At 47.1% G+C, this 15,701-nt stretch carries 11 protein-coding genes; 3 read left to right on the top strand and 8 right to left on the bottom strand.

Annotated features, from left to right (window positions below; genetic code table 11):
• Positions 1-104: 104 nt before the first annotated feature.
• The 3 genes from QUA83_RS16800 to QUA83_RS16790 form a co-directional block, all read right to left on the bottom strand.
• Positions 105-3,377 (bottom strand): PAS domain-containing protein, encoded by a 3,273-nt coding sequence (locus tag QUA83_RS16800; RefSeq protein WP_333294450.1) that lies wholly within the window; start codon positions 3,375-3,377, stop codon positions 105-107.
• Between the two features lie 596 nt (positions 3,378-3,973).
• Complete coding sequence (locus QUA83_RS16795) at positions 3,974-5,104, bottom strand: aldo/keto reductase (RefSeq protein WP_333294448.1); 1,131 nt, start codon at positions 5,102-5,104, stop codon at positions 3,974-3,976.
• A 5-nt stretch (positions 5,105-5,109) separates the two neighbouring features.
• Complete coding sequence (locus QUA83_RS16790; RefSeq protein ID WP_006635481.1) at positions 5,110-5,616, bottom strand: bifunctional nuclease family protein; 507 nt, start codon at positions 5,614-5,616, stop codon at positions 5,110-5,112.
• Between the two features lie 242 nt (positions 5,617-5,858).
• On the opposite strand from QUA83_RS16790, the gene ribE reads away from it, so the two are divergent.
• Positions 5,859-6,572 (top strand): riboflavin synthase, encoded by a 714-nt coding sequence (gene ribE / locus QUA83_RS16785; protein WP_333294446.1) that lies wholly within the window; start codon positions 5,859-5,861, stop codon positions 6,570-6,572.
• Between the two features lie 515 nt (positions 6,573-7,087).
• Here the strand turns inward: ribE and QUA83_RS16780 are convergent.
• The 3 genes from QUA83_RS16780 to QUA83_RS16770 all read right to left on the bottom strand — a co-directional run bounded on the left by QUA83_RS16780 (position 7,088) and on the right by QUA83_RS16770 (position 12,213).
• Positions 7,088-7,978, bottom strand: coding sequence for a glycosyltransferase (locus QUA83_RS16780; RefSeq protein WP_333294443.1), 891 nt, complete (start codon positions 7,976-7,978; stop codon positions 7,088-7,090).
• 15 nt (positions 7,979-7,993) lie between these two features.
• On the bottom strand, positions 7,994-10,354 hold the full coding sequence (locus tag QUA83_RS16775; RefSeq protein WP_333294504.1) for a hypothetical protein: 2,361 nt from the start codon (positions 10,352-10,354) through the stop codon (positions 7,994-7,996).
• A gap of 83 nt (positions 10,355-10,437) precedes the next feature.
• Positions 10,438-12,213 carry a peptidoglycan DD-metalloendopeptidase family protein gene (locus QUA83_RS16770; protein ID WP_333294441.1) on the bottom strand — a complete coding sequence of 592 codons (1,776 nt, stop codon included), beginning with the start codon at positions 12,211-12,213 and terminating at the stop codon, positions 10,438-10,440.
• A 430-nt stretch (positions 12,214-12,643) separates the two neighbouring features.
• Here QUA83_RS16770 and pgeF point away from each other — a divergent pair, with 430 nt between their 5' ends.
• Positions 12,644-13,522: a peptidoglycan editing factor PgeF gene (gene pgeF, locus QUA83_RS16765; protein ID WP_333294440.1), complete on the top strand. Its 879-nt coding sequence runs from the start codon at positions 12,644-12,646 to the stop codon at positions 13,520-13,522.
• A gap of 243 nt (positions 13,523-13,765) precedes the next feature.
• Positions 13,766-14,377 carry a CPP1-like family protein gene (locus tag QUA83_RS16760; RefSeq protein WP_333294438.1) on the top strand — a complete coding sequence of 204 codons (612 nt, stop codon included), beginning with the start codon at positions 13,766-13,768 and terminating at the stop codon, positions 14,375-14,377.
• Positions 14,378-14,589: 212 nt separating this feature from the next.
• On the opposite strand, the gene QUA83_RS16755 is transcribed toward QUA83_RS16760, so the two are convergent.
• Positions 14,590-15,288, bottom strand: a complete 699-nt coding sequence (locus QUA83_RS16755) for an HAD family hydrolase (protein ID WP_333294435.1) — start codon at positions 15,286-15,288, stop codon at positions 14,590-14,592.
• A 69-nt stretch (positions 15,289-15,357) separates the two neighbouring features.
• Positions 15,358-15,534: a hypothetical protein gene (locus QUA83_RS16750; RefSeq protein ID WP_333294434.1), complete on the bottom strand. Its 177-nt coding sequence runs from the start codon at positions 15,532-15,534 to the stop codon at positions 15,358-15,360.
• Between the last annotated feature and the right edge of the window lie 167 nt (positions 15,535-15,701).

Genomic DNA, 15,701 nt, shown 5'->3' with positions numbered 1-15,701 from the left:
CAAGTTAATTTTATTATTCTTCAGTCCGTGGAGGCGGACATTGTTTGTACAGTAGCGGTTTCAACCGCCGACTCTTATTGGTCTTATTGCTGCTGCTTTCATTGTTAAAATTCAGATCGCCTAAACAATGAAGCAGGCAGACAAGCAGTAAAAGTAGAACCGCAATCTAACTCGCTAGTAACTTCAATATCGCCGCCCATCATCTGACAAAAACGCTGACTGATAGTCAGTCCCAAACCTGTACCGCCATACTTGCGAGTAGTTGAATTGTCCGCTTGAGTGAAAGGTTGGAACAGGCGCTCTTGCTGCTCTGGTGTCATGCCGATGCCCGTGTCCGTCACTCGGAAAATTAAAAAGTCTGAATCCAAAATTAACATTTGAGCAACTCTCGGTTGATATTTATTTTTTAATTCTTCACTGGTAATTCTTTCGACAGTAAGCACGATCGTCCCATTAGCAGAAAATTTAGCAGCATTGCTGAGCAAATTCAGCATTACCTGTTGCACTTTCATCAAATCGCCGTGCATCGCGCCGATATTGTCAGAACTCAATACTTCCAAAGTATTGCCGTTTTTATCCATTAGCGGTTTGATAGTTGTTACCACCTCCTCGATTAAACCTCCAACATCGAAGCTTTCGAGGTAAATCTCCATCTTGTCAGCTTCAATTTTGGAGATGTCGAGAATGTCCTCTATCAACCGCAGCAAGTGTTTGCCAGCAGTGCGAATTTTGTCTAAATCCGAGACTACGTGTAAGTTGCCTAACTCTTCGGCATCTTCCGCTAGCATATCGCTGTAGCCGATAATCGCGTTGAGGGGAGTGCGTAACTCGTGGCTCATGTTTGCCAGAAAAGCACTCTTGGCGCGGTTGGCGAGTTCTGCAGCTTCTTTGGCCAACTGCCATGCTTCCTCAGCGTCTTTGCGTTCGGTGATATCCCGCAGTGTCGCCACCACGGCTTCGACGCTGCCGTCTGTCGCACAAACCGGGCTGAGAATGTACTCGTAGTCGCGGGTTCCCCAGTTTGCCGTGGGGACAATTACTTCGCCTTTCACGGGCTCGGTTGTGGCAAATATGCCTTCGCATTCTTGGTGAACCCGCTGCATAATTGTTGGCGGCCAGCCTAATTCCTGCCAGGTTTTGCCAATCATTTCTCTGGGGTTCAGGCCGGCCGCTTGAGCGGCGGTGCGGCTGACATAGGTGTATTTTCCCGATCGATCAACTAGAAAAATTAGGTCAAGAGAAGCGCCGAGAATGCCGTCAACTGTTCTGGCGTGTCGGGCTACCTGAGCCGTCATTTGTCTGACTGTGATGGCGCCGCGGACTCGGGCTGCGAGTTCAAACCGCAAGAGTTCGTTGGCTTGTTTGAGGAATAGGGTGCGCTGTTCGACTTCTATTTCTAGTTCTGCTTTGGCTTTTTCTAGGGTGCGTTCGGCAAGTTTGCGATCGCTCACATCTGTAGAAATTGTACCGACTGCATAAGCTTTACCTTCGGAGTTGCAGAGCGGAAATTTCAGAGAAATATAAGTGTGCGGGCCGTCATCTTGAGGGATGATTTCTTCGAGGGTTAGGGGCGAGCAGGATTCGAGAACTTTCAGGTCATTTTCTCGCAAGGCTGCTGCTTTGTCTTGGGGAAAAATATCGCCGTCGGTTTTCCCTGTTATTTGCTCTTTGGCGATGTCGAACAAATTGTCAAAATGGCGGTTGGTGAGCAGGTATTTTCCGTCAACATCTTTGATGTAAATTACTGCTGTTGAGTTGTCTAAAATCGCTTGCAGCAGTGCTTCGCTCTTTCGTAGGGCTTTTTGAGTGTTTTGCCGATCGAGTATTTCTGGGTGCAATTCCCAGTTGAGGCGATTTAAGTCTTGCCAAGCTTCCTGGACTAGATTTAAGGCGATCGCGCTTTTTTCTAGTTCTGTATTTACCGGCTGCGACTGATTTGAGACGGAGTTTTCTGGCAATTCTAGGGGTTGAAAAGCGAGCGGGATGTGGGGATTTGCGATCGGGCGTTGGCGAAGCCCTCGAAGAGGATCGTCAGCCATTTTTTTATATCGAAAATCGACCGCTAATTTACCATCTAAACTCGATTTTTTGGGAAATAAATCGGGAAATTCGCCGAAATGTAAATTATCATAAATTAGATCCAAATTCCCGGATCGCTGCGGCGGTTCGGCGCTGGAGTTTGATGCCCAATTCCCATCTGCTGTTGATAAATCTGAGTTAGCGGGTTTGGCAATCCGGCGAGTGACGGCAACTCCCAAGGCGAAGGGAACAACGGCAGCCGCAGACATTGCCAGCAGCCAGTTGTTGCCCCACCAAGTTGCGATCGAGGTTTGGGGGATGAACCGCACTAAAATTGCTGCGGGTTTTCCCGCTAAATTGCCAATGGATTTGGCAGCTACTGCATAAGTTTGACTGCCTGTTTGTACGTTTCCGGCGACTGATTTGCCGCCTGCGGCGAGTGCAGATTTCAGCAGCGATTGTTCTGCCAGCAAGTCTGGTAACTGTTGGTTTTTTGTAACTGCTTGCGAACTTGCCAAGACAAATTTGCCGTCAGCCAGCGGTGCGTATATAGCCTGATATCCGCCGCCCTGTAATTTGAGGGTTTCGGTGTTAGCAACTGCCGAAGTTGGGCTGAGAATTTTTCTTAAGACTAAGGCAGCAATCACTGTCTGAGTTTTTGGATCTTTTACGGGAATTGCTGCGTAGCGGACGAGCACAGGTCGATCGACCTTTCCGGGCGGCAAAGATCCCAATTGTTCCTGAACTTCTGATTTGGCAATGATTTCGGTAGCCGTAATTGACTCTTTTGCAGCGAATACTCGATCAACTATTTTTTGCAGGTTAAAACTTTTTCCCTTCTGGTTAGAGTTGACGCTAACCATTATCTGCCTGTTTTTTCCAACTAAGACCGCGCTGTCTATTTCCCCTGTCTTGACTTGATTTTCTAGAATTTGATTGACAGATTTGTGCAAATATGATATTTTTTTGCCGCTGTTGTAAGATAAGGCTATTTGGGCGATCGTTTTGCTATCAGAGGAGTTTTGCAAACGGTCAGCGGCGCGATCGAGTGGGAGATTGTAGTTAATTTCACTAAGGCTCAGTTCGGATTTAGCTTGATTTTGCAGTTGATTGCTTCCAACTGCCGATGTTAGCCAAAGTGCTGCTGCCGTTAGTCCGACGGGCAAGATTGTTTGTAAAGTCAGCAGTCCGATTAGCTGTTTTCTGGTAACAGATAAGTTGTAGGTATACGGCTTGAAAGCTGCTTTCAATCTTCTTTCGGAAGTCGCAACTTTAGTTTGCTGCAGACAATTTTGCTGGCTGTCGTTTAACTGAGTATGAGCCATAGTAGTAGATGCTGAATCGGTTATAGATGACAAGCCATCAATTAATCGGGAAAACAATCAATTTTAGATTTTAGACTTTAGATTTTAGACTTCGACGTGAGCGATCTGTTGAAAAATTTTATATTTTATATTGAGTTCAGTTAATCAATCGTCATAAAATTCTTCGGTCTCGTCGGCGCCAACTAAGCAATAAAATGAGTGGGGTATTCTCAAAGAAATCAGTTTCTAGGTGTTAATCAGATTGCCTTATTTAGTTGTTTTTACATATATTGTCGGCTCCTCTTTAAAGTTTGTTTCGAGCAGACAGGGGACATTGGTGTCAACTTCAGACTAAAACCCTTTGTATCTCTCGTTTATAGCCGAGTCTCGCTCCCCATAAATCCCCCTTAAGAAGGGGGACTTTGACGTTATTGTCCCTGGGGGGTTAGGGGGGGATCAGGAAGACTATGAACTCAAACAGTAGATGGGTACAACATAAGACGTTAAGTTGACACCAATGCCTGCAGACAGTCCGCAAGCTAAGTAGTTTTTCGATCAACTATAGAGTCAATTCACTTAAAAAAAGTTTAACTTAATTATTGCAACACTTAGATAGGCTCGATCGACTTTTTCCCTGCTTCACCTTTTTTTCAATCCCACAACCGCCTGCCTGCTTTGCCACCCAGCCGCTGGTGAGTATCTTTGAGCAGGCTTGGGATGTCTAACTCTTCGGGACACCGAGGTAAACATTCGCCGCAATCGGTGCAGCGGTTGCCTTTGCTGCCGGGAAACCAGTGTCCGGCATTTTCAAACATGGCGTAGCGGTATTTGCCAAAGTCAGTCATGTCGCACCCGACGGCGAGATTGCGGAGTCGCAATACTTCGGGAATGTTGATGTTTTCCGGGCAAGGCAAACAGGCATAGCACTGGCTGCATTTGTCGGTTTTCAAAGTGGCTGCAATAACCGATTCTAGCCGATCGAACGCAGCGATTTCGGCGTTGGTGAGGGGAAAGTCGCGATCGCAATATTTCAGGGGTTGCTCTAATTCTGTCGCATTTGCAGGGCCCACACTCAAAGTCCCAATCCTAGTATCACTGAGTAAAAATCGATAGTTTAACTCTAAGGGCGAGAAAGGCGAGCACAATTGTGCGAGAGTTTCCGGGGGCGTGTAGAGTTGCCCTCCTTTATCTGCCGGGGAAATGATGAAAACGCCCATATCTTTGTCTTTGGCGAGTTCAATTGCCGGGGCGTTGCGCTGAAAAAAATAGTAATAATGCAGATTGACAAATTCAAACAAATCTGTATTGATTGCAGCCAAAATTAGATCCAGAGGCCCGTGAGTCGAAAAGCCGACGTGCCGAATGATCCCATCAGCCAGGGCTTTGCGTACAGATTCCATGCAGCCTGTGGGCGATCGCACCCAAGCCAAATGTTCCCAAGTATTCAAACCGTGAATTGCCAGACAATCGATATAGTCTAAATTCAGGCGTTTGAGGGATGCGTCGATGCAGCGTTCCATTGCTGCTGCATTCTCGGTTGGGGAAATTTTCGTAGTGACGTGAAGGCGCGATCGATCGACAGACAAACCAGCCGAAAGGGCCGCGCCAAGATATTCCTCGCTGCAACCGTAACCTGCAGCCGTTTCCAGGTGATTGATTCCCTGAGACACAGCCTCTTGTACAGTCTGACCGGCAGTTTCCTCAGAAGCCAAATAGCGCATGGTTCCCAAGGAAAATACAGACAGGTGCAACTCCGTTTTGCCAAACCGTCGATAGCGCATAAAGTTTAGGAAGTTTCGCCCGGGCTGAAGCCGCTTCTCTTGATCAAATCCTCTGGACGGAGGTTTGAGATAAATTCCCGGAAGGCCCGGCGTTCGGCCTCATCAGCATCTCGATCGACTGGTATCGAAGCATCGGCGACGACTTCTTCCATCACCCAGATGGGGCAGTTCGTTCGCAGGGCTAGGGCGATCGCGTCGCTAGGTCGGGCATCGATCTCTTTTTTAACTTCTCCCTGACGGACGATCAGGACGGCATAGAACGTGTTATCTTGCAGCGAGTGAATAACTATGCGCTCCAAGGTAAGACTCCAGGCCTCTAAAAAATTGACCATCAGATCGTGAGTTAAGGGCCGAGGAGGCTTGTGGCCTTCGATCGCGCTAATAATAGCCTTTGCTTGCTCCTGACCGATATAAATAGGCAAAGCCCGTCGCTCAGTAGCGTCTCTCAATAGGACAATAGGACTGCGCGTGGCTGCATCTAAGGCAATTCCAGCGACTTTCATTTCAATCATTCGATCGGCCTCATAGAATTAAGAAACTGTAAGGCAGTAGAGAACTTGGACATAAAGATCACCTAAATCCAGTATGACTTGATCTTCGCCGGAATCTGCAACTGATCTGGGACTATCGATTTTAGATTTTAGATTTTAGATTTTCGATTGACTCCGGGGGAGAGGGGGACGGCAAAAGCTGCTGCGTCTGGTTTGTCCCTATGATTTGATGTAAATAAGCGATCGACTACGGAAAAATACTTATGTTTACAGGACTAATTCAATCTCTCGGAAAGCTGAAGTCGCTAGGCAACGATTATTTCCAAATTTCCTGCACATCAAACAACTCCTACCAGATTTTACAAGATTTAGCCATTGGGGACAGCGTAGCCGTGGATGGAGTCTGTTTGACAGTAGTGGAAGTTCTGCCGCAAGGTTTTGTCGCCGTCGCTTCCCCAGAAACCCTCCGCCGCACAACTCTGGGATCATTCCCCGATGCTTTGGTGAATCTAGAAACCTCCCTGCGCGCCGGTAGCAAATTGGGGGGACATTTTGTGACGGGGCACGTAGATGCGATCGGCACTTTAGCCACATCAACCCAAACCGCCAACGCTTGGGAGATGCGGTTTACTGCCCCACCAACAGCAAATTCGGGATGGCAACGTCAAATCGCACCTTACATCGTTTCCAAGGGCAGCATCGCCGTCAACGGCATCAGCTTAACAGTGGCAGATTGCGATGCTGACGGCAATTGGTTTGAAATTGCTGTAATTCCCCACAGTTTTTCCGAGACAAACCTCAGTTGTTTGCAACCAGGAAGTTTAGTTAATTTAGAAGCAGATATTCTCGGCAAATATGTCGCCAAATTTCTCCGCAGTGGCTCAAAATCCCATCCCGAACCGTGGGAAGAAACCCCCACAATCAACAGTTTGGGAACAATTACACCAGAATTCTTAGCAGAACACGGATTTATTTAATCTTCGGGTGCGCGGGGCGCACCTTGCTAATATCTGAGATCAAGCATATTCCATGTAGAGGTTGATCGCGATAAACCGGGTTTCGAGCAACAGAATCAGTAAGGATGCGAGAACTGTAAACTCACATCTTGCACCATTCTCAAGAACAGGCAAGATGCCTGTTCCACAAAGAGTAGATTTTCTTGTGGAACGGGCATCTTGCCTGTTCCTAAAAGGCTAATTGAGAATAGTGCAACATATGAGGTAAAGAAACCAGGTTTCTGGGCTGTACTTCATAAACCTGCAATACGCTGTATTACACCATCCTCAATAAGCATTTTACGCGCCTGTTATCCTGCCAACCCACAAGAAAACTCACTATTTGTGGAACAGGTAGGTGATCCTGTTTTTGAGTTGTAGAATGCCTCGGCAGCGAATTATTTTATTAATAATTGACCGCTCAAAGCTGACGCACCTACTAACTCTTACTTCTCTCTCTGCGTCCTCTGCGTTCTCTGCGGTTCAATAATCCCACTTTATTCCTCAACAAAATTGTTTTTCTCCCAAAACAATCCCGCAGCAATTCCCGCCTGAGAAACTAAAAACAATGCAGCAATTAATAGCTTTTGAAAGCCCGGTGCGTGGAAAAATGGATAAGTTAGCAAATTCAAATAAAATGACGGATGTTGTAGTTTCCCATTAGCCCCCCGTTTCGAGATCATTTGCTGAAACAAAAAAGCACCTCTACCATAATTGAATTGCTGTTTCCAAAATTTGCGAAGAGTTAGTGCGTGTGAGTGATAGACTATAACTTCGGGAGCGTAAATGGCAGCATTGCCCGAATGCAACCACCGATCGCAAAATTCCCGGTCTTCTCCAGCCGCTAGAGAAAAAGTCGTGTCAAAGCCGCCGATTTTTTGGAAAGCCTCAGCCGGAAGGGCAAAATTGTTAGAAGTGAAAAATTGCGCGCGATCGCCAATAGCATTATAGTAACTGTAAAGGTAATCGATCAATTGCTGGCTGGCAGTAGAATAAATGTTATCCGGCAGCGCGTTTACAGTTCGACCTCCGATTAAGCAATCTGGTGTTTCCACAAATCGCTTTTCCAGATTTTGCAGCCAATCTACCCCCACAGTACAGTCATCGTCTGTAAACACTAAAAATTTGCCTTCGGCGGCAAAAGAACCCGTATTTCGCGCCGTTGCCGGGCCGGAGTTGGGTTGTGTCAGAAGGGTGATATTGAGCTGATTTTGAAAAGGCGAAATTGTATTTTCTACAGAGATTTCGGTGCTATCGTTGACGACGATCACTTGAAATTTATCGCGCGGATATTCAATTTCAACAAAAGACTGCATACACGCCGCTAATTTATCGGGGCGATTGTAGGTCGGAACAATAATTGAAAATAGAGTTTTAGCTTGGTTCATGGTAACTAATAACTTTTAATTTTTCAAGCGATATAGCACCGACTCAGTATTAAAATCTTTACCGAAAACTGGTTGCAGCGGGCCCTGGGCACTTGTCAGCCAAGATAAAGCTTTTCTGGTAGCTGCGTCTGTCCCAGTCAGGGGCCCGAATCCCACAGTCCTAATTTTATTTTGCCGGAGTTTGTCAATCCATGCCGAAAGTCGATCGGCTCTAAACGGCACATATAAAACTTGTCTGTCCAAATTTCTCCCGTAAAACAGGTAGCTGCGCGAACTTAAAAAGAAGCCTATTCTTTCATCAGGCACTGTATTTTTATCAATATACTCGTAAATTCCGCGATACAGTTCGGTGCGTGCAAAATCTCGCTTTTCCCTCCAATGACCAATTACTATCAATCCTATACAGACACCAATTATCACTATGTAAATCGATTTATTTCGGGTAGGAAATAGATGATTCAGCCATCCTAAGCCAGGATTGATTTTCAACCATATCGCAGCCAGCGTCACTAACACAAGATAAAATATCGGATATGGTAATATATATTTCCAAATCGGAGCTAAGATTTTCCAGATACTATGAATAGCTTCTATTGGGTTAGACTTCAAATTGTCAATCAACAAACTCCCCCAAACAATACTATCTCCTGTGAAAGAAGCATTTTTAATATAATCAAAAATTGTGTTGCTAGTAATTCCGAACAAACCACTAAAGAAAACCACTACCAGAACAACTAGATTTGGAGTTTTCAAGAGAGTTGCTGTAGCTGCTGCGGTGATGGCGAGTACGCTTAAAAAGGGAAATCCGTATCTGAGGTTAAAACCCAGTATAGGGCTGAGTTGACCGATCGACTCTCCGGCAGTACCGGACGTGTAAGGTGTAATTAGATACAGAATTCCTGTGCTGGCGAGAAGTATAATTAAAATAATATTATTTTGATTAATTATTCTGGTTTTACCCTGGATAAAAGCCAGAGGCGCTGCCATTACCTGAAGCGCGATCGCCAGAAAGGGCAGTTGCAATCTAATGATAATTTGTAAGCCGAGAGTTTGCCAGTGGGAAATATTGCTGGGATTAAATTGAGCTGCTAAAGTGCTTTGCCAAATCTTTAGAAGTGGCGAAGCGGGCGGCGGCTGTACCGGAGGTAAAGGAGACGGTAAGGGAACAGGCTCTAAGGGAACTTGAATATCGCCGACTTCGCCGACAGGATAATTGATTTGCAACAAGTTTCTCGCATACCAAAAACCTCCTAAAAGCACGCAACAAGCTATGCCGCACAGCAAGACTGGTTTGAGAAAGTGGCAAATTCTAAATTTAGCTGGTGTAGATTTTTTATTAACCGCGAATCTTTTAATTTCTAATATTGCTAATCCTCCTAAAAGTGAGGCTGCATAGATTATTCCCGTGATTTTTATTCCGGCTAGCATTCCTGCGGCTGCTAAAAATAGGGAGAGTTCCGATTGCGATCGGCTGCTATGATAGGACAAACCAAAATATAAACCCACTGTAAATATTGCAGCTAGCGGTAAGTCTGGCTGAATGGTGTTAACTTGGTTGAGCATCATCGGTAATGTCAATACTAAAGATGCTGCTGCCATACCGTGAAGTCTGGTTGATCCAAATTTTACGCTTAATAGATAGACGGCAATTCCCTCAACTAGCCACGCAATTAGCATGGGAAAAGCTGCTAGAAAATCTTCTCCGAAGGGAAGCACACACAAAGTAGATAAAACGTGCCAATTGTAGGGATATACTTTAGCTTGATCTTGTTCAAAAATCCAATTTCCGGCGGCATCTAATAATGTAAATGAATGGGTTTGATACCATCGGGCGATCGCAGGCAGGTGAAACCACAATGAGTCATAATTGGTTGTGGGTTTGCTTGCGAGAGTTTCCAACAGCAAAAATCCTGCAATAGCGGTGGCAAAAATAATTAGGCGTTCGGATTTGCTCAGAGGTTGCTTGAGTTGGGGAATCGGCCACTGCGAGAAGGTAAAAGTTTTGTGGTTTTTGGTATAAATCAGGATGAAGCCGATCGCACAAATCAGAATTTCTGCTATAATCACCGCAGAAATGTTTAGTCGATCGGCACTTCCTAAAATCAAGCCGAGACAAACTTGGGCAATACTCCATCCCGTCACGAGTACGAGGATAAAATGGGGAAATGAATAGTTATTGTTTTGTTTCTCATTCTCGAAGGCAAGAGACAAGCTTAAGGGAATCGGCCCGACTACAATAATCAGAAATAAAATTAATTCCCACAAATGCTGCGCTATTAGCATAAGCTGCAAGTTACCATTTTTTATCAGTTTTTCCTCGTTACCCAAAAGAGCCTGGTAACGAGGAAAAGCCACGAGTTCGCGGGTTCGTTGCACCAAACATAAATTTTCTTGTGGGGAGTAGGGGTTGGGCTTTTCGACCGTTCCACAAGAAAATTTATCTAGGCAATCCCCAATTTTTACCTGTTAGCTTGCTTCTGAGTTTTGGGTTGTTTGACTGCTTCGGTATCTTTGGGCTGCTTAGAAATGTCAGCTTTTAACAGTTCTGGGAATGGCGGCTGGAGGTTGTGAACTTCGATGTCCATTCCCAGCGGCAGAGGTGGAAGCTGGGGCAGATCGCTTTCCAAATCCTTTAGTGAGTTAGCGGTTTGTATTTCCACCATTTTCGGCATTTGCGGTACTTTGGCGGTTTCCAAACTGCCGATCATTTTTGCCAGAGCGAATTCTAGCTGAGAGCCCGGGTCGATCGCCACCCAACCCTGATCAGTCATTTGCCGAACCTCGAAGTGAAGGTGAGGCCCTGTAGACATTCCTGTACTGCCGACGCGGCCGATAGTCTCTCCCTGTTTCACCCACTCTCCTGGTTTCACAAACAGTTCCGAAAGGTGGGCGTAGAGAGTTTCCTGAGACTTTTTGTTGTGGTTGAGAACCACCGTCAAACCGTAGCCGCCCAACCAATCGGCGATCGCCACTTGACCCGCATAGGCTGCCAGTACGGGCGTTCCCATCGGGGCCCCCAAGTCAGTTCCGGTGTGAAACCTGCCGTAGCCCAGAACTGGATGAGTCCGCCACCCAAACGGCGAAGTAATTGCCGAAGCAATAGATAGCGGAAACAGCAAGCTGGTGTTGCCATTTCCGGGCACGCCTGGGGGACGCGGCGTGAGATTGTAGTAAGCAAAACCGGTATTGCTGCCGCTGCTGACACTAACGGCACCGACTTGAACCGGCCCGAGTCCCATGCTGGGCGCTGGAGCGCCGCCGCCGTAAGATGCAGATCCGGCATAATACCCAGCGTCTGCGGAGTATCCATTGTCTGCGGAGTAGCCTGCGTCTGCAGAGTAGCCTGCGTCTGCAGAGTAGCCTGCGTTAGCCGAGTAGCGCGGGGGTGCGTAACCAGATTCCGGTGGGTTTGAATCCCTCCAAACCTGGCTGCCTATTTTTTGAACGGCTTGACCGAGTTTACTGACAGGATTTCCGCTACTATTTCCGGCGACAGTTCCCCGAACTTCGCCCGGAAGGCTTTCTGGCAGATTTCGAGGAGGAGGGGCTGCAATATAGCCGTCGTCTGCGATCGGAGGTTCCTGTCTGTAGTTGGGTTCTCCTGCATCTGCCGTTACTGGCTCGGAAACAGGAGGAGGCGCGCACAAACCGCCTTCTCCTTCGCAGCCAGTTGATCGTTCTGCAAACTCTATGGTTGTTGGCGCTTCGTACTCTTGGTACTCGCTGGTAGCGCCAACGCTGTAGTCTGTTTGGTCGATTTCAGCGTGGGCTGGGTTAACTGGGGCTTCAAAAGGCGGCTCCTGGGCCGTCGCTTCTGGCAGAGGAATCAGCGCTGGCTCCGGCAGATAATATTCGGTGGGAGGTGGTTCGCTGGCGTACTCCGGCTCCCAGGCCGGTTCGGGATCGAAAGGCTCGGACGGTGGAACTTCTGCCTGCGGTTCAGGGTATGGTTCTGGTTCCACTTGGCTGTATTCGGGTTCCGGGGGCGGGAGAGGAGCTTCAAATAATGGCTGGAGGTCTGCTGCGCCGGGCACGGCTTGTTCTGCTGGCGGAGTTTCGGCTTGGGCCCAAACTAAGCCTTTGCTGAGCAGTCCCAGACTGGCAAGGCAACCCAGTCCCACCAGCAGTGAGCGATCGGACAAAAGGCGCGATCGACTCCGGGCGCCTGTAGGGTTCTTTTTTTGCTGTTTGGTGTTCAAATGGGCTGTTATTTGCTTGTCTGGAACTGGTTTCACGATTTTTTTTCCCAACTCAACAGGGGGCACAAGGATCTCGAAGTCAGGATCGAATGTATGGCAATCCTTGTCTTTATATACAGGCCTAACTGATTTTACCGGGCTTGAGGCAATTTTTTTTGCACATCGAACAAGCTCAAATGCCTTACGCATTCAGTCGCGATCGATATCCGGTGTTTTTGATCCCGATGGCACTTGCCTAAAAGTCTGTGATGGCCACACTGATGATAGCGCTTTGGCGTTCCTCTATGTTAATTAGTTGCCTATATTTCTCGGGTTATGCAAAATTTCGGCGCAGTAGGTTCTCCTAAAACTGCCGACTCATCCCGATTTTTTCCTGAAACCTGGCCTTGCCTTTAAACTTCGCGGACAAAATTTTTGATTGTTTAGAATACAAGCTAAATGATGCGCTTGGGTAAGGATAGGTTTCATGACTGTAGCTGGCGATCCCTTGACAAATTTTCCCAACTCTGAGTGGTTCGGACAGCCTGACGGTATCAGTTGGGAGTGGCAGAGTTCTGAAGGCTTGCCGTATCTGACTTGCAGCTTGCTTTCTCGCTGGTCTCACGGCTTTTTTACTCGCGATTTCTCGCCCCAGGGGCCGATCGATCTGACGGAAGTTCTCGAACCTGGAGCTAAGGTTTACCGACTCCAACAGGTACACGGCAATGCGGTACTCAAAACCACTGAGTTGTCACCGGTTGTGGCTCCGGGCCCGGAAACCGCTGCCCCAAGCTATGCTGAGGCTGATGGCTTGGTTGCCCATCGAGAATTGGAGGCGCTGTGGGTTTGCTCGGCTGACTGTGTGCCGGTGCTGATTGCTGACGATCGCACGGGACTCGTTGCTGCAGTTCACGCGGGTTGGCGCGGGACTGCTGCTAAGATATTACCAGAGGCGATCGCTCAACTTGTGGCACAAGGCAGTCAACTAGAAAATCTGAAGATTGCTATGGGGCCGGCGATCACTGGAGAGGTTTACCAGGTATCTGTGGAAGTAGCAGCGGAACTGGGAGCCACCATTGCTCCTAAGAGTGCCGTTAGTGCGACAGCAGACGGCATTCTAGAGTTTTTGCATCAACTGCCGGAAACGCCTGTCTTAGCCGATCCAGAACCGGGAAAAGTACGCTTGGATGTTCGCCTCTGCAATGCTCTGCAATTGCAGCAGTTGGGAATCGATCTTTCTCAAGTGGCGATCGCTCCTTTCTGTACTTATTCTGACTCGGATCGCTTTTTTTCCTACCGTCGCGATCGACTTAAAAAAGTCCAGTGGTCGGGAATTGTGAGTGCCTGCGGGACAAGTCCCTTCTGAGGGCATTTGGCAGAAGGTAAAATTTTAGACGGCCCAGATAAAAATAAAAATCTTTGGATTCATTATTTTTTATTTACGAATGCCAAATGCCTTCTAGTTTCTATTTTCGTAAGGTTTGCTGGTTCCTGTTTTAAAGCACCAAAAACTAGCAGCAAAACTTTTGGGAAAGCGGCAGAGCTCCCGCCCCGCTTTCCTCTCTTGTTAAGATTGCTCTATAACGAGAGTATTCAGCGGGTTATTACCATGAGTGAGCCAACTCCCTATCAACTTCTTGAAGTCGATGAAGATGCTTCCTTTGATGAAGTGCAAGAGGCCCGCACGCGCCTAGCTGAGCAGTACAGCGGTGACAAGAAACGTTTGGAATTGCTCGAAGCCGCTTACGACGCGATCCTTATGGATCGCCTGCGGCAGCGACAGGAAGGGAAAATTAAAGTACCCGAACGCATCCGCTTTCCCGAACGACTGACTCCCCCACCCCCAAGCTTTACTCCCTCTCCTCCTAGTGGCAGCCCAGCTTGGTTGCAGCGGCTAATCGATACTCCTAGTCGATCGGACATTTTGTGGCCGGCTGGGGTGTATGTGGGGTTAGGCGGACTGAGTATTTATCCGGCAGCTAATGATGGTTTACTACAGTTGACTCTGGCTCTTGGGGTCGGCAGTTGTCTTTATTTTGTTAATCGCAAGGAACAAAAATTTGGTCGGGCTGTGCTGCTGACTGTGGCTGGCTTGGTTATAGGCTTGTTGCTAGGAGGCTTTTTGGGTTCTTTGGTCAGTCCGGCATTTATAACAACAGAGAAATTTATCGCTTTGTTTACGTTTTTAATTCTGTGGCTGGTCAGCAGTTTTCTGCGATAGTCAGTTGACAGTTGACAGTTGACAGTTGTCAGTTGTCAACAGTCATCAATCATTAGTCAACCATCAACAGTCATTAGTTATTGGTAATTGTTAATTGGTAATTAGTAATTGGTAACAATCAACTAACTACTAACACCTAAAACCTACGAACCAACCAATAACAATTAACCAATAACAATAATTAACCACTGCCAACAGTCAGTTGTCAACTGTCAACTGACAACTGACAACTGACTATCTAAAATAATCTCAACTGCTTCGCTCAAATTGTTAGCAATTAAATCCGGTTGGTGCATTTCTAGTTGAGTGCGATCGCGAATTCCGCACAAAACACCAATTACCTTGACACCGTGCGTTTTAGCTGCTACAATGTCTGCCTCCGTATCCCCAACCATCCAAGTGTCAGAAGCCGGCGGCAGTTCGGCGAGAGCTTTTGCCATCAGCAGGGGCTTATCTTTGACATCCCCGGTTTTAACGTAATCGTTGGGGAGGCAATAGCGGCGGTTTTCTGGGAAAAATTGCCCTAAATTGCAGCGGTTGAAGGCTTCATCTAGTTCCCTAACGCGGCGCATGGTCATCACCGCTAAGTCTACTCCAGCGCGCTGCACCTTTTCGAGAGTTTCGACAGCGCCGGGAGCTGGTTGATCGTAAATCATGTAGGGTAGGGTGTGGACGGTTTGACGGCGCTTCTGGGCAAAATCGCGGGCTTGGGCTGCGTCTAATCCTGAGAGGATGGCGATTTCGGTTTCGGGAACCCGCGCGCGCTTCATGTCCCAAAACTCTGCCTTGGGGAGTTCGCGCACTGGTTGCCCCTCACGTTGAGTCTCGGCAAGACAATACTGGTAAACTCGGTAGTAGCGATCGGACACGTCCATGATCGGGCCGTCAAAGTCGGTAATAAGTCTCAGCATTTAGCAGAGTATTTTTAAGCTTTGTATACAAATCCTTCGATACTATATCATTTAAAGGTAACACTTTCTTTACAAAAATTGACACAAATACCCAGGGGAGGTAAGGTCTATAGGAATGGTGCTAATTAAAGCAAACATTTGAATTAAACTGTGCTGTTCCTTAACTTGAGCGGTTGTCAGCCAGATCGGGGAATTTAAAATTAAAATGTGCCGGACAAATAGTGTAAACCGATACATATTGTTCATAAATTTCTACCTCAATTGAGGCTGATTTTGACGACCATTTCTCAAAAAAAAGTGGGTCAAATTAATATTTTGCCTCATTTTTAAAATAGGCAAAAAACTGCTTGGAGACTCCAAAGTGTACTGTTTGCATAAATTAGCCAGCGGTAACAGGTGATGACATCTGCCAG

Origin of the sequence: Microcoleus sp. K1-B1, assembly GCF_036704705.1 — a bacterium.
In the GTDB taxonomy this organism is placed as follows: domain Bacteria; phylum Cyanobacteriota; class Cyanobacteriia; order Cyanobacteriales; family Microcoleaceae; genus Microcoleus.
Note: the sequence above shows the minus strand (reverse complement) of the source record. Positions and strands in the feature narration are given on the sequence as shown.